Source organism: Rhodovulum sp. FJ3 (assembly GCF_032918305.1).
Classification (GTDB): Bacteria; Pseudomonadota; Alphaproteobacteria; order Rhodobacterales; family Rhodobacteraceae; genus SAT37.
This window is the reverse complement of record NZ_JAWJUU010000003.1, coordinates 44,546-62,840: the sequence shown is the minus strand read 5'-3', so window position 1 is coordinate 62,840 and position 18,295 is coordinate 44,546. Positions and strand designations below refer to the sequence as shown.

14 protein-coding genes and 1 riboswitch are annotated in these 18,295 nt (G+C 61.8%); of the genes, 11 read left to right on the top strand and 3 right to left on the bottom strand.

Annotated features, from left to right (window positions below; all coding sequences use genetic code 11):
• Positions 1–6 precede the first annotated feature (6 nt).
• Complete coding sequence (mraY, locus tag R1W00_RS09310; protein WP_317262469.1) at positions 7–1,089, top strand: phospho-N-acetylmuramoyl-pentapeptide-transferase; 1,083 nt, start codon at positions 7–9, stop codon at positions 1,087–1,089.
• A gap of 11 nt (positions 1,090–1,100) precedes the next feature.
• Positions 1,101–2,501: a UDP-N-acetylmuramoyl-L-alanine--D-glutamate ligase gene (gene murD, locus R1W00_RS09305; RefSeq protein WP_317262468.1), complete on the top strand. Its 1,401-nt coding sequence runs from the start codon at positions 1,101–1,103 to the stop codon at positions 2,499–2,501.
• On the opposite strand, the gene R1W00_RS09300 is transcribed toward murD, so the two are convergent.
• A complete protein-coding gene (locus R1W00_RS09300; protein WP_317262467.1) occupies positions 2,498–3,178 on the bottom strand; it encodes a glutathione S-transferase N-terminal domain-containing protein in 681 nt (226 codons plus the stop codon). The genes murD and R1W00_RS09300 overlap by 4 nt on opposite strands.
• A 17-nt stretch (positions 3,179–3,195) precedes the next feature.
• Entirely contained in the window at positions 3,196–4,113 is a 918-nt protein-coding gene (locus tag R1W00_RS09295) for an alpha/beta hydrolase (protein ID WP_317262466.1), read from the bottom strand.
• A gap of 114 nt (positions 4,114–4,227) precedes the next feature.
• Positions 4,228–4,304, top strand: a riboswitch (SAM riboswitch).
• A 48-nt stretch (positions 4,305–4,352) separates the two neighbouring features.
• On the opposite strand from R1W00_RS09295, the gene metZ reads away from it, so the two are divergent.
• From metZ to R1W00_RS09280, 3 genes are all read left to right on the top strand, one after another.
• The gene (gene metZ / locus R1W00_RS09290; protein WP_317262465.1) at positions 4,353–5,531 is read left to right on the top strand and encodes an O-succinylhomoserine sulfhydrylase; all 1,179 of its coding nucleotides are present in this window, start codon (positions 4,353–4,355) and stop codon (positions 5,529–5,531) included.
• A gap of 98 nt (positions 5,532–5,629) precedes the next feature.
• Positions 5,630–6,712: a GTP cyclohydrolase FolE2 gene (gene folE2, locus R1W00_RS09285; protein ID WP_317262464.1), complete on the top strand. Its 1,083-nt coding sequence runs from the start codon at positions 5,630–5,632 to the stop codon at positions 6,710–6,712.
• A gap of 63 nt (positions 6,713–6,775) precedes the next feature.
• Positions 6,776–8,224: a TrkH family potassium uptake protein gene (locus R1W00_RS09280; RefSeq protein WP_317262463.1), complete on the top strand. Its 1,449-nt coding sequence runs from the start codon at positions 6,776–6,778 to the stop codon at positions 8,222–8,224.
• Between the two features lie 84 nt (positions 8,225–8,308).
• Here the strand turns inward: R1W00_RS09280 and R1W00_RS09275 are convergent, their stop codons facing one another.
• Complete coding sequence (locus tag R1W00_RS09275) at positions 8,309–10,072, bottom strand: serine protease (protein WP_317262462.1); 1,764 nt, start codon at positions 10,070–10,072, stop codon at positions 8,309–8,311.
• 171 nt (positions 10,073–10,243) lie between these two features.
• Here R1W00_RS09275 and R1W00_RS09270 point away from each other — a divergent pair, with 171 nt between their 5' ends.
• The 6 genes from R1W00_RS09270 (at position 10,244) to R1W00_RS09245 (ending at position 18,231) form a co-directional block, all read left to right on the top strand.
• Entirely contained in the window at positions 10,244–11,188 is a 945-nt protein-coding gene (locus R1W00_RS09270) for a glycine--tRNA ligase subunit alpha (protein WP_317262461.1), read from the top strand.
• Positions 11,185–11,718: a DUF6446 family protein gene (locus R1W00_RS09265; protein WP_317262460.1), complete on the top strand. Its 534-nt coding sequence runs from the start codon at positions 11,185–11,187 to the stop codon at positions 11,716–11,718. The genes R1W00_RS09270 and R1W00_RS09265 overlap by 4 nt, the downstream gene beginning before the upstream one ends.
• A gap of 12 nt (positions 11,719–11,730) precedes the next feature.
• A complete protein-coding gene (locus R1W00_RS09260; protein ID WP_317262459.1) occupies positions 11,731–12,522 on the top strand; it encodes an FkbM family methyltransferase in 792 nt (263 codons plus the stop codon).
• Positions 12,523–12,534: 12 nt separating this feature from the next.
• A complete protein-coding gene (gene glyS / locus R1W00_RS09255; protein ID WP_317262458.1) occupies positions 12,535–14,739 on the top strand; it encodes a glycine--tRNA ligase subunit beta in 2,205 nt (734 codons plus the stop codon).
• Between the two features lie 87 nt (positions 14,740–14,826).
• Complete coding sequence (locus R1W00_RS09250) at positions 14,827–17,397, top strand: putative PEP-binding protein (RefSeq protein WP_410901544.1); 2,571 nt, start codon at positions 14,827–14,829, stop codon at positions 17,395–17,397.
• Positions 17,398–17,559: 162 nt separating this feature from the next.
• Entirely contained in the window at positions 17,560–18,231 is a 672-nt protein-coding gene (locus R1W00_RS09245; protein ID WP_317262457.1) for a cell wall hydrolase, read from the top strand.
• Positions 18,232–18,295 lie beyond the last annotated feature (64 nt).

Here is an 18,295-nt window from a genome sequence, read left to right as displayed (position 1 = left end):
ATAAAGATGCTCTATTGGCTGACTGAATTTTCCGACGGCGGGGACGTCTTCAACCTGTTTCGCTATATCACGTTCCGCGCAGGCGGAGCGTTTTTCACCGCGCTGATTTTCGGATTTGTGTTTGGTCGGCCTCTGATCAACCTCTTGCGCCGTCGTCAGGGTAAGGGTCAACCGATCCGCGAGGACGGTCCCGAAACCCATTTCGCCAAGGCAGGCACCCCGACCATGGGCGGGTTGTTGATCCTGACGGCGTTGATGGTGGCGACCTTGCTGTGGGCGCGGCTGGACAATCCCTATGTGTGGATCGTTCTGTTGGTGACCGCAGGGTTCGGTCTGATCGGGTTTGCCGATGACTATGCCAAAGTGTCCAAGGCCAACACCAAGGGCGTGCCGGGCAAGGTGCGCATGGGGCTGGGCCTGATCATCGCGGCGGTGGCGTCGATTTCGGCGGCGATGGTGCATCCCGACGGTTTGGCGTTTCAACTGGCCCTGCCGGTGTTCAAGGACACGTTGATTAACATGGGCTATCTGTTTGTGCCCTTTGCGATGATCGTGATTGTGGGCTCTGCCAATGCGGTGAACTTGACCGATGGTCTGGACGGGCTGGCGATTATGCCGGTGATGATTGCCGCCGGAACGCTGGGCGTGATTGCCTATGCGGTGGGGCGCGTCGACTTTACCGATTATCTGGACGTGCATTATGTGCCGGGCACGGGCGAGATCTTGATCTTTAGCGCGGCCCTGATCGGTGGGGGTCTTGGGTTCCTGTGGTACAACGCACCGCCCGCCGCAGTCTTCATGGGCGATACCGGATCGCTGGCCCTTGGGGGGGCGTTGGGCGCGATTGCGGTCGCGACCAAGCACGAAATCGTTCTGGCCATCGTTGGTGGTCTGTTCGTGGTTGAGGCCCTGTCGGTGATCATTCAGGTCCTCTATTTCAAACGCACGGGCAAGCGGGTGTTCCTGATGGCCCCGATCCATCACCATTTTGAGAAAAAAGGCTGGGCCGAGCCGCAGATCGTGATCCGCTTTTGGATCATTTCGCTGATCCTTGCGTTGATCGGTTTGGCCACGTTGAAACTGCGCTAAGGGGTGCGGCGATGATACCGGTTCAGGGCTTTGATAGCGCGCGGGTTGCGGTTCTGGGTCTGGGCCGGTCGGGCCTTGCCACGGCGCGTGCCCTGCGGGCGGGCGGGGCGATCCCCGTCGTGTGGGATGATAACGAGGCCGCGCGCGATGCGGCCATGGCCGAGGGGTTCGAACCCGTTGACCTGACCCGTGTGGGCGCGTTTGACGACATCGCCACCCTGATCGTCAGCCCCGGTATTCCGCATCTCTATCCGACGCCCAACCGCGTGGTTCTGGCCGCGCTTGAGGCCGGTGTGCCGGTGGACAATGACATCGGTCTGTTCTTTCGGTCGCTGTCGCGCGGCGAATGGGATTACTTTGACACCATGCCGCGCGTGATTGCGGTGACGGGGTCGAACGGGAAATCGACCACCTCGGCCCTGATCCATCACATCCTGACCGAGGCGGGTCATGAGAGCCAACTGGCCGGCAACATCGGGCGCGGTGTTCTGGACATCGACCCGCCCGGCGATGGCGGTGTGGTTGTGCTAGAGCTTAGCAGCTATCAAACCGATCTGGCCCGCGCTCTGACGCCCGACATTGCGGTGTTCACCAACCTGTCGCCCGATCATCTGGACCGGCACGGCGGGTTTGGCGGCTATTTCGCGGCCAAGCGGCGCCTCTTTGCCGAGGGCGGACCGGATCGCGCCGTGATCGGTGTGGATGAGGTCGAGGGTAAATTCCTTGCCGGTCAGATGGCCGAGGGGCCGACCGATGATCGCGTGATCCGTATCTCGTCTGGGCAAAAGCTGTCCGGTGCGGGGTGGAACGTGTTCGCGCGCAAGGGGTTCTTGGCCGAATGGCGCAAGGGCCGTCAGGTTGCCAATATCGACCTGCGCGGGATTGCGGGCCTGCCCGGTGCGCATAACCACCAAAACGCCTGTGCGGCCTATGCGGCGGTGCGCGGGCTTGGCCTTGCGCCGCGCATGATCGAACAGGCGTTTCAGTCGTTCACCGGTCTGCCCCACCGCAGCCAGCGGATCGCCGAAATCAACGGCGTCACCTATGTGAACGACAGCAAGGCCACCAACGCCGATAGCGCGGCCAAGGCCTTGGCGGCGTTTCAGAACATCCGCTGGATTTGCGGCGGTCTGGAAAAGGACGGCGGGATCGATGCCGTCACCCCCCATCTGGGACATGTGGCCAAGGCCTATGTCATCGGACGTGAGGCGGCGGCCTTTGCCCTGCACCTTGGCGACACCCCGCATGAGGTCTGTACGACCATGGCGGCGGCGGTTGCGGCGGCGGCGCGCGATGCGGTGGCGGGGGATACGGTCCTGCTGGCCCCCGCAGCGGCCAGCTTTGACCAATACAACAGCTTTGAAAAACGCGGCGAGGATTTCATCGCCGAGGTGGGCAAGCTGACGGCCTAGGTCTTTTTCGCCGTCGGATCGTTGCGCAATTCCGCCGCAAGGGCCCGACCGGCGATAACGCCTGGTCGCGCACTGACCGTATCCAGCCAACGCGCCATATGCGGTTTGTCGTCCAGCGTTTGCTGCTGACCCTCCCACAACGACGCCCAGCCCCAGATCGCCATATCGGCAATCGAATAGAAATCACCGGCGACATATTCGTGTTTGGACAGCTGCTCGTTCAGCACCTTATAAAGACGCCCCGTCTCAGAGCGGTAGCGATCCTTGGCATAGGGCAGGTCTTGGGGCGGATCCATCAAGGGCGCGTATTTCAGGAAATGATGCGCCTGTCCGGCCATCGGCCCAAGGCCCCCCATCTGCCACATCAGCCACTGATCGACGATCAACTGATCGCGCACCGTGTCGCCATAGAACTGACCCGTTTTGCGGGCGAGGTATTGCAGGATCGCGCCGCTCTCGAACAATGACACAGGTTCCCCGTCCGGCCCATCGGGGTCGATGATCGCAGGCATCCGGTTGTTCGGCGCGATTTTCAGGAACTCGGGCGCGAATTGATCGCCCTTGCCGATGTCGATCAGATGCAGGGTATAGGGCAGGCCCATTTCCTCAAGCGCGATGGAAATCTTCCACCCGTTGGGGGTGGGCCAATAAAACAGGTCGATGGGTGCAGTGCTCATAAGGTCCTCCAAGGCGGTCAGGATGACGGCTTGGCCCCAAAGGACAAGGGGGTAATCGCACGGGCCGGTGCAATAAGTCGTGACCAGCGCGGCGCGCTGTCGCTGGGAAGGAACGCGCGCAGGGCGGCGGGATCAATCGCGCCATGGGCCACCGCGCGATAGAGGTCGAAAACGCCCGGGCGGGTATAGCTGCTCCAATGGCAGATCAGACGCTGGGGCGGGGCAATGTCGATATCCATGCGCGCAAGAACGTCCAGCGTCTCTGCGCAATCGATCTGAACATCGCACCAATTGGCGGGCGCCTCTGCCCATCCGGTGCCAAGCGCGCGTGACGTACCAGAGGGCAGGGCGCATTCCATCGCCGCGTCATAGAGGTCATTTTCGCGGCTGTGCACCGCCAGAACCCGCGCGGTGCGACCGGCGGGGGTGGCCATCGCGTCGCGCGCGGTGTCGATCCGGTCGGCGGCGGACAGGGCGATGACCCGATCCACGTCACCCGCGCGCAGATGGGGCAGTGCGCTGAGGCCCACCCGCGCGCCAAGGGAATGGCCCATCACCGTGATTTCGGTGCGCGGGTGGCGCGCGCGGATGCCTGCGATCTCCAGTGCTAAGGCCCGCCCGACATCGCCCGCACGGCGATAGGCCGCCGCGAACCTGCCCAGCGAGGGCCAGCCAAGCGCGATGCACAGACCCTCACCCGTCAGGCCGTGAAACCCCATGGCGCGGGGCCATGACATATCGCGGGCGGGGGCGGGGTCACGGCAGGGATCAAGGATATGGCGGTGCGGGGTTTTGTCGGCGCGGGCGGGGTCGAATTTATACCCGTGCACCATGATCACCACGCGGCGCGCGGCGTCGGGCGTATCCAGCATCGACGGGTCGCCGATGCGAAACCCGTCCGTGGCCGTGTCGTAATCCATACGTATCAGTGGCATGGGGCAGCTCCACTTGCACCTGATTGCCCCGACCATAGGCGGCTTGGTTTACAGGGCGGTGACGGTCCCGTGACAGGGGGATGAAACGCTTGACCGCCTTGGGCCGCAGGGGTATGCAGCCCCTGTGGTGCTTTGTGCCGGATTGCGGGCCACGTTAAACATTCCGCTAAAGAGGTAAGGGTTTTGACGCCCCCGCCTTATCCGGTGGGGGTTTTTTTATTCGCGTAGAGGATTGCGCAATGACCAAGTGGAGCAAACGCACCAACCAGATTCACGCTGGCACCCGCCGCAGCCAGTACGGCGAAGTGTCCGAAGCGATCTTTCTGACCCAAGGGTTTGTCTATGACACCGCCGAGCAGGCCGAGGCGCGTTTCGTCGCCTTGGGTGAGGATGAATTCATCTATGCCCGCTATGGCAACCCGACCGTGCGCATGTTCGAAGAACGCATCGCCGCGCTTGAGGGGGCCGAGGACGCGTTCGCGACGGCCTCGGGCATGGCGGCGGTCAACGCGGCGTTGATGTCGATCTGTCGCGCAGGCGATCACGTTGTGTCCTCGCGCGCGCTGTTCGGCTCGTGCCTCTATATCCTCGAAGAGATCATGGTGCGCTACGGCGTTGAGGTGACGTTCGTTGACGGCAACAACCTTGACGAATGGGCCGCCGCGATCCGTCCGGACACCAAGGTGGTCTTTTGTGAGAGCGTGTCGAACCCGACCCTTGACGTGATCGACCTGAAATCCGTGGCCGATCTTGCGCATAAGGCCGATGCTCTGTTCGTGGTGGACAACGTGTTCGCGACGCCAGTGTTCTCGCGCGCGATTGAACATGGCGCGGACGTCGTGATCTATTCCACGACCAAACATATCGACGGGCAGGGACGTTGCCTTGGCGGTGTGGTTCTGGGCACCCAAGACTTCATCCGCAAGACGCTGGAACCCTATCTGAAACACACCGGCGGCGCGATGAGCCCGTTTAACGCCTGGGTCATGCTGAAAGGCATCGAAACCATCGACCTGCGCGTGCGTGCTCAGGCCGACACGGCGGCAACCCTTGCCACGGCGCTGCAGGACAACCCCAAGATCGCCAATGTGATCTACCCCGGTCTGTCCAGCCATCCCCAACACGATCTGGCCATGCAGATGACCGGTTCGGGCGGCACGATGATCGCCTTTGACATCGCGGGCGGCCAAGAGGGTGCGTTCCGGTTCCTGAATGCGCTGGAACTGATCACGATCACCAATAACCTTGGGGATTCCAAGACGTTGATCACCCATCCGGGCACCACGACCCACTCGCGCCTGAGTGATGAGCAAAAGGCCACCAACGGCATCACCCCTGGTCTGGTGCGTCTGTCCGTGGGTCTGGAAGATCCGGCAGATATCTTGGCCGACGTCGAAAACGCGCTGAAAAACGTCTGATATCAGACGGTATTTGGTGTGAATTCGTGAAAAAAGTTGGACACGGGCCCGCCCGTGTCTACATCTTTGCGCGGTAGGTGGCGCGAAGGGAGATCGCGATGAACGTACATAGTCCAGAGCCAAGTCGCAGCGACGCAGAGCGCGCGATTGACGTGCTTCGCCGGTGGCTTGCCGGTGCCAGCGATGCCGAAAAGACCTCGGTGGATGAAGAATTGCTGCGTCAGTTCTCGCCCGCTGCCTTGGCCGTGCTCAGCCGCGAATATCCCGAGGATTTCACGGTGGATGACGCGTACCGCGCCGGTCTGCCCGATCTGCAAAACGGTCCGGCCAGCCTGATCCGTGGCGCCAAACAGGACATCCAACACGTCGGGATTTCGAACTTTCGCCTGCCGATCCGCTATCGCACCCGCGACAATGGCGATCTGACGCTGGAGACCTCGGTCACTGGCACGGTCAGCCTTGAGGCCGAGAAAAAAGGCATCAACATGTCGCGCATCATGCGCAGCTTTTACGCCCATGCGGACCGCTCGTTCAGCACGGATGTGATCGCCGCCGCACTGGATGACTACAAACGCGATCTAGAGAGTTTCGACGCCCGCATCCAGATGCGGTTCTCGTTTCCGGTTTTGGTGCCCTCGCTGCGCTCGGGCCTGTCGGGGTATCAGTATTACGATATCGCGCTGGAACTGGTGGAGCGCGACGGGGTGCGCCAAAAGATCATGCATCTCGATTATGTCTATTCGTCGACCTGCCCCTGTTCTCTGGAACTCTCCGAGCATGCCCGCGCCACGCGTGGTCAATTGGCCACGCCGCACGCCCAACGATCGGTTGCGCGTATTTCGGTCGAGATGACCGAGGACGCCCCGCGCCTGTGGTTCGAGGACCTGATCGACATGTGCCGCGCCGCCGTGCCGACCGAAACGCAGGTCATGGTCAAACGCGAGGACGAACAGGCCTTTGCCGAATTGAACGCCGCCAACCCGATCTTTGTCGAGGATGCCGCGCGGCTGTTCTGCGAACGTCTGGCGGCCGATCCGCGCATTGGCGATTTCCGCGTTGTGGCTAGCCATCAGGAAAGCCTGCACAGCCATGACGCCGTGTCGATCCTGACCCACGGTGACACGTTTGACGCGCGCTCAATCGATCCGCATCTGTTTGGGACATTGATCCACCGCGGCTAAACGGGCCGCGGCGATGTCGCTCTGCGCTTGACAGGACCGCGTGCCCGCGCCAAGCCTGCGATCATGATTGATTTTCGCCCCATTGGATATGTGATCGGCCTGCTTGTGACGGCTTTGGGGGCGACAATGGTCTTTCCCCTAGGGCTTGATCTGGCGCTTGGCAATGGCGAATGGCCTGTGTTCCTTGAGGCGATGGCGGTCACCTGTCTGATCGGCGCCGTTCTTGCCATGACCACGTCCAGCGGCGTTGACGGCGGCCTGACCCTGCGCCAGACCTTCCTGTTGACGGCGGGCGTGTGGATCGTCCTGCCCATCTTTGGCGCCATCCCGTTTCTGATCGGCGCGACCGAGGCGCGTCTTGTGGATGCGTTCTTTGAGGCAATGTCGGGCTTGACCACCACCGGATCGACGGTGTTTTCCGGCCTGGATGACCTGCCCGAGGGTCTGTTGCTGTGGCGGTCCATGCTGCAATGGTTCGGCGGCATCGGCATCATTGTGGTGGCGATGGTGTTTCTGCCCGAACTCAAGGTCGGGGGGATGCAAATCTTCCGGTCTGAGGCGTTTGATACGGCGGGCAAGGTCCTGCCGCGCGCCGCCCAGATCGCCTCGCGCATTACGGTGATCTATGCCGCGCTCACGGTGATCTGTTTCCTGACCTATCTGGTCTTTGGCCTTGGGGTGTTCGATGCGGTGAACCATGCCCTGACCACGGTGTCGACGGGCGGGTTTTCGACCTATGACGCCTCGTTTGGCACGTTTCAGGGCCCGCCGGAATATGTCGCCTCGGTCTTTATGGTTTTGGCCAGCCTGCCGTTCGTGCGCTATGTGCAATTGATTGGCGGTTCGACCGGCCCGTTGCTGCGCGACAGTCAGGTGCGCGCCTTTATGGTGACCATGTTCGCGCTGATACTGATCATCACCGCCTATCGCATCATCGCCAACGATGACCATTACGAACACGCCTTCCGCGAGGCCCTGTTCAACGTCACCTCGATCATGACGGGCACAGGATTTGCCAGCGTTGATTACCAACTCTGGGGCACGCTTCCGGTTGTGATGTTCTTCTTCCTCGGCCTGATCGGTGGCTGCGCGGGCTCAACCTGTTGCTCGATCAAGATCTTCCGCTTTCAGCTTCTCTTTGCCTCCATCCGCTCGCAAATCCGCCTGATCTACGCGCCGCACGGTGTGTTCCAACCCCGATACGAGGGCCGTCCGGTGTCCGAAGACGTGCTGTCATCGGTCATGGCCTTCTTTGTGCTGTTCATCGTGTCTCTGGGCATCCTGTCGATCCTGCTCTCCATGACCGGCCTCGACTTTGTGACCTCGCTCTCGGGCGCGGCCACGGCGCTGGCCAATATCGGTCCGGGCCTTGGGGATATCATCGGCCCCGCTGGCAACTTTGCGACGCTCAACGACACGGCCAAATGGCTGCTCGCCGGCGCTATGCTGGTCGGACGACTTGAACTGCTGGTGGTCTACGCCCTGCTGACCAAGCGGTTCTGGCTGGACTGATCGCCCCCTTCATCTTGGCAAAAATACTCAAACAAAAACCGCGCCCGAAGGCGCGGTTTTCATCGTTTCAATCCTGATACCCGTTTAGTTCCAGCAGCTGATCCGCACCGTCATATCGGCGGCCAGCAGGCTGAGGTCCTCAGGCGCGATCGACCCGCTTGCGTCCGACGCGGCAACGCTCAGGTTGCTGGTGCTGATGAACTCGGCAATGGCCGGAACAGCGGCGACAAAGCTGACGTCGCTTGGCAACTGACGCCCGTCCTCGGCGCGGGGCAAGAGCATGCCCATCACCGCGCCAGATGCGTCAAACACGGGACCACCGGCATCACCGGGCAGGGCGGCAAGGGTCAGGCGGTTGATGGTGTCCTCACCGGCCAGACCTTTGACATCGGACAGCTGACCATAGGTCAGAACCGGCATGTCCAGAACCTCACCATAGCTGTAGCCGGCCACGGCCACCTCGCTGTTCAGACGCGGCTGGCCGGTCTGGAACGCCGCATAGGCCAGCGGGGCCAGAGTCGCCTGCGGTTTCAACAGGGCCAGACCAAGGGCGTCGTCCTGCGCGGCGATGCTGACCTCGGTGTCATCGCCGATGGTCACGCGCTCACACTGGGCGATGGCGGCGGTCGTGGTCAGAACCGTGCCCGCACCGTCGATAAAGAACCCGCTGCGTGACAGGTCGGGGCGGCGGATTTCCAGACCGGCCAAGAGATCGACGCTTTGCGGCCCGTTCGGATCGCCAAGGGTCTCGTCCAGCACACCGGCGGTGGGCTCAAAGCTGCTGCGCATGGCCTCAACGGCGCGCATCATCAGTTTCTCGTCGGCGGGCTTCCACGTCAGGGTAAAGCCCTTGATCGCCCCGTCTTCCAGCGCGGCATAGGTATAGCTGTGCAGATCGGCGTTCTGACCGGTCAGGGTAAAGCTATCGCTGTCGCGGCTGCGCTCGCCGTTCATCGGCACGATCTCAAGCGTTTGCATGATGTCATAAAGACCAAACAGAGTGGCCTGATCGCCCTCTTGGCTGATCAACAGGGCGTTGACGCCGTTTTCGGCGGTGCCGGTGTAGTGGATGAACGGCGGTTCAATCCGGTCAAAGCTGACCATCGCGGTGGGCATGGTCAGGCGGATACCGGCATTGGCGTCCTCAACCGTTTTCAGACCCAGCGCATTGATCTGCGCGCGATAGCCATCGACCAGTTCCGCGCGCTGGCGCGTGGTCAGGATGCCGGTCGCCTCATAGCCTTTGAACCCTTGGTATTCGGACATGGCGCGGCGCGTGCCGGGGCCGAATGCGCCGTCGATGCCCGCGTTATAGAACCCTTCCCATTGCAGCGCCTCTTGCAACAGCTTGCGGCCATCGGCGTCCAACTCGCGCTCGCTGCGCCGTGCCTCGGCGGGGGTCTCTTCAACGATTTCGACGACCTCGATGGTTTCCTCGACGGCCTCTTCGATCTGCTCTTCGACGATCTCTTGAACCTCGGTTGCCTCAGCGGGTTCTACCGGTGTCGGGGTGACAGCGGCGGATGCGCCCACGGGCCAGAACTGTTGGCGATAGCTATTGCCGTCGGCCACGAAGGAATCGCCGGGAATCTGACCGGCGCGGCGCATATCGCGCAGCTCAATCGGGGCCTCATCCACGCCAAAGGGGCCAATCGCAATCGCGTACCACCCCGAGGACAATTGAAACCCGTTCACAGCCGCGCCGAACTGGGCGGCATACACGCGGGCACGCTCTTGGGCCTCGCGTAGGGTCGGCTGGGCCTCAACCTGAACCCAGGACGTGTCCTGCGCCTGAACCGGCAATGCCAGAACCATCAAACTTAGAATTACCTTTAAGAGCTTAACCATGCCGTCCACTTCTCACCTAGGGCGTCTTTTCTTGCTGAATCTTTGATATTGGTACCAAAGTCACATGCGATTGCACGCGAAACCTGTTAACGACGCCTACAACAATTGACCACAGCTTCGTGCGCGCCTATTGAAGGCGCTGTTTGCGAAGGGCAACAGGGCAACACTACGATGAGCATGGACAAACCGCGCAGCTTTCAGGACATCATCCTGCGATTGCAGAACTATTGGGCATCCAAAGGCTGTGCCGTGCTACAGCCCTATGACATGGAGGTCGGCGCCGGTACGTTCCACCCCGCGACCACGTTGCGCAGCCTCGGCTCACAGCCTTGGGCGGCGGCCTATGTGCAACCCTCGCGTCGTCCGACCGATGGGCGTTATGGTGAAAACCCCAACCGTCTGCAGCACTATTACCAGTATCAGGTCCTGATCAAACCCAGCCCGCCGAACCTGCAAGAGCTCTATCTTGGCAGCCTTGAGGCGATCGGCATCGACATGGACCTGCACGACATCCGGTTCGTCGAGGACGACTGGGAGAGCCCGACGCTTGGCGCGTGGGGTCTGGGCTGGGAGGTCTGGTGCGACGGCATGGAGGTCAGCCAGTTCACCTATTTCCAACAGGTCGGCGGCCACGATTGTAAACCCGTCTCGGGCGAGCTGACCTATGGTCTGGAACGTCTGGCGATGTATGTTCTGGGCGTCGATCACGTGATGGACATGCCCTATAACGATCCCGACACCGCGATTGCCCTGAAATACGGCGATGTCTTCCGTCAGACCGAGGCGGAATATTCGCGCTGGAACTTTGACGTGGCCGACACCGCAGTGTTGCTGAAGCATTTCGAAGAGGCCGAGGCCGAGTGTCAGGCGATTTTGGATCAGCCCTATGACGATCCCAAAACCGGCAAGCGTATCGTCATGGCGCATCCCGCCTATGACCAGTGCATCAAGGCCAGCCACCTGTTCAACCTCCTGGACGCGCGCGGCGTGATCTCGGTCACCGAACGTCAGGCCTATATCGGGCGTGTGCGGGCGTTGGCCAAGAAATGCGCCGATGCCTTTGTGATGACCGAAGCGGGCGGCTGGACCCCCGAGGCGGCGGAGCAGGCATCGTGACCGGCAAGCTATTGGCAGCATTTACCGTGATTATGGCCATCGCCGCAGGGATCGGCGTCTATTACACACAGGTTCACGCCTATTACTATGACGTCGCCGCCACGGATGAACAGGCGGTGATGCGTCTGGTGTCGCTGAGCACCGGTGCGGGTGAGGACATTCCGGTTGAGGACTTCCGTGGCGTTGACACAGACACCTCGCCCATGCGGTTCCGCGCCTGTTTCACCGTGCCCCTGTCGATTGCGACCCTGACCGAGACCTATGAAATCCGCGAGGACGCGGTTCCCTTGGTCACGCCGGGCTGGTTTGATTGCTTTGACGCCGATGAGATCGACCGCGCCCTGACCAGCGGCGAGGCCGTCGCGTTTGAGGCCGAGCAAACCACCGATTACGGCGTCGACAGGATCGTCGCGGTTCTGCCCGATGGGCGCGGGTTCGCGTGGCAGGTGTTAAATGAATGTGGCGATGCGGTATTCTCGGGCAAGGACGCGCCCGATGGATGTCCGCCTCCGCCCGACAAGGCAAAGTAAGGGGTTTTGGACATGGGTGCCGTTCTCGATTTAACCGCCAAGCAGGCGTTGCATCTCAGGGTGCATAACTTTGTCGCTCGGTTCGGGGTGGATCGGTTGAAACGGCTCTCGATTACACCGGATAGGGACGGGTTTGTCCTGCATCTTGATCAACGCGATGTGGTGGTGCCCTCGGCCTTGCTGTGGCGGTCCTACCGGCGGGGATGGGAGGCACGTCAGGACCGTCTGAAACGCGAGTTCGGATTGGCCCATCAGTTTCCGGTGTCCAAAGGGGATACAGTGATCGATATCGGCGCAAATATGGGGGATTTTTCCATCGCGGCGGCCATGGCCGGGGCGCGGGTCTTCTCGTTTGACGGCGATCCCGATGTTGTGGCCTGTCTGAACCGCAACACCGCCGAGATCGACGCGATCACCACCGATTGCGCCATTCTGTGGAAAGAGGAAACCGAACTGACCTTTTACAGCGCGCCCGGACGCGCGGACAGTTCTGTGTTCCTGGCCCCCAAAGGCGCGACCAAGGCCTTTTGCGCACAGGCCACAACCCTTGACGCGCTGGCCGAAAAGCACGGGATCGGCGCGGTCAAACTGTTGAAAATGGATGCCGAAGGGGCCGAACCCGAGGTTCTGATCGGCGGCAAGGCGACCCTTGCGCGGACTGCGGCGGTGGCGATTGACACCGGCCCCGAACGTCTGGGCGAAGAGACCCGAGAGGATTGTGTTCGTATCCTGACGGAGTACGGATTTGAAATTTTGCCCGGTTATGGCGAACGCCGCAAAATCACCATGGCAAAACGTGGATAATAGGAAAGACTGATGCCCGATCTGCTGATTGAACTGTTTTCCGAGGAAATCCCCGCCCGCATGCAAAAACGCGCGGGCGAAGATCTCAAGAAAATCGTGACCGATGGTTTGGTTGAGGCCGGTTTGACCTATGCAAGCGCGGCCGCGTTCACCACGCCGCGCCGTCTGGCCCTGACGATTGACGGTCTGACCGAAGAAAGCCCCAACACCCGAGAAGAGCGCAAAGGCCCCAAGGTCGGCGCGCCCGAAAAGGCGGTTGAGGGGTTCCTGCGTTCAACCGGTCTCAGCATGGAGCAGCTTGAGGTTCGCGACGACAAAAAGGGTCAGGTGTATTTCGCCGTGATCGAGAAACAGGGCCGTCCTGCCGCCGATATCGTGGCCGAGGTTCTGGAGGGTGCGATCCGCAACTTCCCTTGGCCGAAATCCATGCGCTGGGGCGCGGGGTCGCTGCGCTGGGTGCGTCCGCTGCATTCGATCCTGTGCATCATGGTGCGCGAGGATGGCGCGACTGTTGTGCCGCTGGACGTGGATGGGATCACCTCGGGCGATACGACGCGCGGGCACCGGTTCATGGGGCCGGATGCCTTCACCGTCACCTCGTTTGAGGATTACCAGACCAAGCTGAAACGCGCGTCGGTCGTTCTGGATCCGGCTGAGCGGGCCGAGACCATCTGGCATGACGCCACCAACATGGCCTTTGCCCAAGGGCTTGAGGTGGTTGAGGATCGCGGCCTGCTGGCCGAGGTTGCGGGTCTGGTCGAATGGCCCGTGGTCCTGATGGGCAATATCGACGATCAGTTCCTTGAGCTGCCGCCCGAGGTTCTGCAGACCTCGATGAAAGAGCACCAGAAATTCTTTTCCGTGCGCGACCCGAAATCCGGCAAGATCGTGAAGTTCGTGACCGTCGCCAACCGCGAAACCACGGACAATGGCGCGACCATTCTGGCCGGGAACCAAAAGGTTCTGGCGGCGCGTCTGTCGGATGCGAAATTCTTTTGGGAAAACGACATCCGCGCCGTCGCGCGTGAGGGGATGCAGGCCATGGCCGCACCTCTGGCCAATGTCACCTTCCACAACAAGCTGGGGTCGCAGGCCGCGCGGATCGACCGGATTGCGGCACTGGCCCGTGCTCTGGCACCGGCCGTTGCGGCGGATGCGGATCAGGCCGAACTGGCCGCGCGCGTGGCCAAGGCCGACCTGTCGTCCGAGATGGTTTATGAATTCCCCGAACTGCAGGGGATCATGGGGCGCTATTACGCTCTGCGCGCCGACCTGCCCGCTGCCGTGGCCGATGCGTGCCGTGATCACTATTCCCCCCTTGGGCCGTCGGACGACGTTCCGACCGATCCGGTGTCGGTGGCCGTGGCGCTGGCCGATAAGCTGGACACGCTGACGGGGTTCTGGGCGATTGATGAAAAGCCGACGGGGTCCAAAGACCCCTACGCCCTGCGCCGCGCGGCATTGGGCGTAATTCGCTTGCTAGTCATGAATGAGCTTAGATTGTCTGTTTCCGATGTCATCGGCGATTGGGCAGAAAAGTTTGAACCAGTTTGCTTGCGGTTGCGAACCGATTGGATTGCCGCGGAGCAAAAAGCTGGGGAAAGTATGCCGGACTCCGCCGAAGAAGCAAAATGGCTGATGACAAGCCGCGGACTGACCAAGCAGATTGAAGCGCAAAAGCGCTCCGTTTCAAGTTCTTTGCTTTCCTTTTTTCATGACCGGCTGAAAGTGCTTCTGCGCGACGAAGGTGTGCGTCACGATGTGATCGACGCCTGTCTGGCGATGGACGGGGCGGATGATATCACCTTGCTGGTGACCCGTGCCCGCGCGCTGCAGGCGACTCTCGACACCGAGGATGGCGCGAACCTGATCCAAGGGTTCAAGCGCGCCAACAACATCCTGACACAGGCCGAAACCAACGACGGTGTCGAATACAGCTTTGGCCCCGATATCAAATTCGCCGAAACGGACGAGGAAAAGGCGCTGTTTGCGGCGCTGGACACCGCCGAGGCTGCGATCAAACCCGCGATGCAGGACGAAGATTTCGCCGCTGCCATGTCCGCCATGGCCACGCTGCGCGGTCCGGTCGATGCGTTCTTTGAGGCGGTTCAGGTGAACGCGGACAACGATATCGTGCGCCGTAACCGTTTGAACCTGCTGGGGCGTATCCGCGTGATCTGTTTGCAGGTGGCCGATCTGACCAAGATCGACGGATAAATCCCAGAAACCTGAATTGCGGCGCCACGGATCACTTGCGTGGGGCCGCAATGGGCGTATTCTGACCCCAATAACAGGGGTGCCGCAGTGCAGAAATATTCCGGTCTCGAAGGCTATACCGTCATCACCGAAACCGCCGACATGTCGCCGGACCGCCATGGCGGGCGTGCGAAATGTTTGCAACGTCTGGTGCGTTTGGGAATGCCTGTGCCGGCGACCGTGGCGCTTGATTTCGATGCGGTGCACCGGATCGCGACGGGGCAAGTGCCTGATCTTGGGCCGCTTTTGACGGTTTTCAATGACATGCCCCTGCTGTCCGTGCGTCCGTCCAGTCAGGATCCTGATTGGGGTGGGCCTGGGGCGATCCTGAACATCGGGATGAATGCCGCCGTGCATGCGCGCCTGAAAGACAACTTCGGCGCCGATGCTGCGGACGCTATGTATTTGCGGTTCATCCAGACCTTCGCGGTTGAGGTGGCGCGCCTTGACCCCGATCTGTTCGAAGAGGATGAGGCCAGCCCCGACGCCATCGCCCGTGCCCTTGCCGCCTATGAGGACGAGGCGGATGAGCCGTTCCCGACCGACGCGGTGGCGCAATTGGAATCCGTTTTGCGGTCTATGGCGCGCGCATGGGAAGGCACGACCGCCCGTCTGTTGCGTCAGGCCAAAGGCGCGCCTGCCGATGCGGGTCTGGGCCTTGTGGTGCAGGAAATGGCGATTGGTCTTGGCCCGGGCGAAAGCGGCTCGGGCGTGATCCATTTCGTGAACCCCGAAACCGGCCATTTCCAGATCCGCGGGCGCTATCGCGGCCAGAGCCAAGGCCGCGCCGCCCTGTCGGACGGGGACGACGGCATTCTGTATCTGACCAAGGACGCGCGCGGCCCCTCGCTTGAGGAACGCTGTCCCGAGGTGTTCAAATCCCTTTTGCGCTGGGGCGAAGTGTGCCGCGAACGTCTGCGCGAAGAGATGGAGATCGAGTTCACCATCGAGGACGGACAGCTTTATGTGCTGGACGCGATCCGCGTGGCACGTTCGTCCCGCGCGGCGGTGCGCATTGCCGTGTCCATGGCCGATGCGGGGATCATCCCGCGCGAAGAGGCCGTGCGCCGGATCGAACCGCGCGCCCTGAACGAACTGTTGCACAGTCAGGTGGACAAGACCGGTCGCCACGATGTGTTTGCCCATGGGATTGCGGCCAGCCCCGGTGCGGCGGTGGGCCGGATCGTGTTCAGTTCCCGCGCGGCACAGGCGGCTGCGGCGCGTGATGAGGCCTGTATCCTTGTGCGGCGTGAAACCACGCCCGAGGACATTCGCGGCATGCATGCCGCCAGCGCGGTCTTGACCGAACGCGGCGGCATCACCAGCCACGCAGCGGTGATCGCGCGCGGCCTTGGGGTGCCGTGCGTGGTGGGCGTGTCCGAGATCACGCTGGATTCCCGCGCGCGGGTGTTGCGCACCAAGGACGGGCGCACCTTTGCCGAGGGCGACATCATCACCATCGACGGCTCCAAAGGGGTCGCGATTGCGGGCGAGGCCAAGATGCTGGGACCGGCGCTGGACGATGCGTTTCGCGCGCTATTGTCTTGGGCCGAGGATATTTGCGACGTGGGTGTGCGCGCCAATGCCGATACACCGGCGGATGCGCGGATTGCGCGGGATTTCGGGGCGGACGGGATTGGCCTGTGCCGCACCGAGCACATGTTCTTTGAGGACGACCGCCTGACGGTGATGCGCGAAATGATCTTTGCCGACCGGCCTGAGGACCGCGCGGCGGCGTTGGATCAGCTCTTGCCGATGCAGCGGCGCGATTTCGCCCGCCTGTTTGAGATCATGGCGGGAACGCCCGTGTGCATCCGTCTGTTCGACCCGCCCTTGCACGAATTCCTGCCCCATGACCGCGAAGGCGTGCGCCAACTGGCCGAGGCGCTGGACAAACCCGTGTCCGATGTGGCCCGCCGGATTGAGGCCCTGTCGGAATTCAACCCGATGCTGGGTATGCGCGGTGTGCGCTTGGGGGTCACGGTCCCCGAGATTTACGAGATGCAGGCCCGCGCGATTTTCGAGGCGACCGTCGAGGCGGGCAAGGGCGGCACCCCCGTTGTGCCCGAGATCATGATCCCGCTGGTCAGTGCCAAGCGTGAGGTCGAACTGGTCAAAACCCGCATCGACGCGATTGCTGCGCGGGTCAAAACCGAAACCGGCACGGATTTCGATTTCCGTCTGGGCGTGATGGTGGAAACCCCGCGCGCGGCCCTGCGCGCCGGTGACATCGCCCAGCATTCCGCGTTCCTGTCCTTTGGGACAAACGATTTGACCCAGATGACCTATGGTCTGTCGCGCGATGACGCGGGGCGGTTTATGGGGTCCTATGTCCAGCAGGGCGTCTTCCCCGAGGACCCGTTCCATTCACTGGATGTGGACGGCGTGGGTGAGCTTTTGCACATCGGTGCATCGCGCGGGCGTGAGGTCGACCCCGACCTGACCCTGTCGATTTGTGGCGAGCACGGGGGTAATCCCGAATCTATCGCCTTTTGCCGACAGCAGGGGTTCAATTACGTCTCATGTTCGCCATTTCGGGTGCCCGTGGCGCGACTTGCTGCCGCACAGCTGGCCCTGATGCCCTGTGGCGGGCGGTCGGTTCTAAAAGCTTGGGATTAAACCAAGTTTTTATCGATTTTTTGCAAAATCTGCTTGCGAGCTGTGGGCGTTCTATGCACCGTGCGCCGCCGTTGATTCCCGCGTGGGTGGACAGTTCGGGCCGTTTGGTCTAAACGCCCCGCTTGGCGGCCACGCTCTGGCCGTGCCTTATGGGGAAGACGCATGGCTTGGTTCAAAAAAGGCGCTTTGGCGGCTGTGACAGGTTTGGCAATGGCACTGGGTGCGAATGCGGACGTCACGGTATCTACATCGACCAATCCGATTGAGGAAATCGATGGACGTCTGTCGCGTCTTTTGGGAGCTGAACGCCAAGGTCTGAGCGCTGTGAACCAGCGCCGGCTTGAGGCCCTAGCCCTACCGGCCCCTGCGGCAACCGATCTGCGCTATGATGCCGAATGGCTGTCGACACAGCCCGCGGCCACCGGTGGTGAGCAATGGGCGTGCTTGGCCGAGGCCCTGTATTTCGAAGCCCGTGGCGAGACCCTGAAGGGACAGTTCGCCGTGGCCGAGGTCATCCTGAACCGTGTGAGTTCCCGCAGCTATCCCGACAGCGTCTGTGGTGTGATCAACCAAGGCACCGGCAAACGCTATCAGTGCCAGTTCACCTATACCTGTGACGGCCACGCCGAGGTGATCCACGAACCCGCCGCGTTCGAGCGCGTGGGCAAGGTCGCCCGCATCATGCTGGACGGGGCAAGCCGGACCCTGACGGGCGGTGCCACCTTCTATCACACCAAGGCCGTGAACCCGTCCTGGGCGCGCAAGTTTGAGCGCACCGCGACCATCGGCCAGCACTATTTCTACCGCAAGCCGCTGCAACTGTCGCTGAATTAAGCATCCGTCGCAGTTGTCGGACCAGATGACGTTTCTGACCGGCCCGCGCCGGTCGGACGTTGCA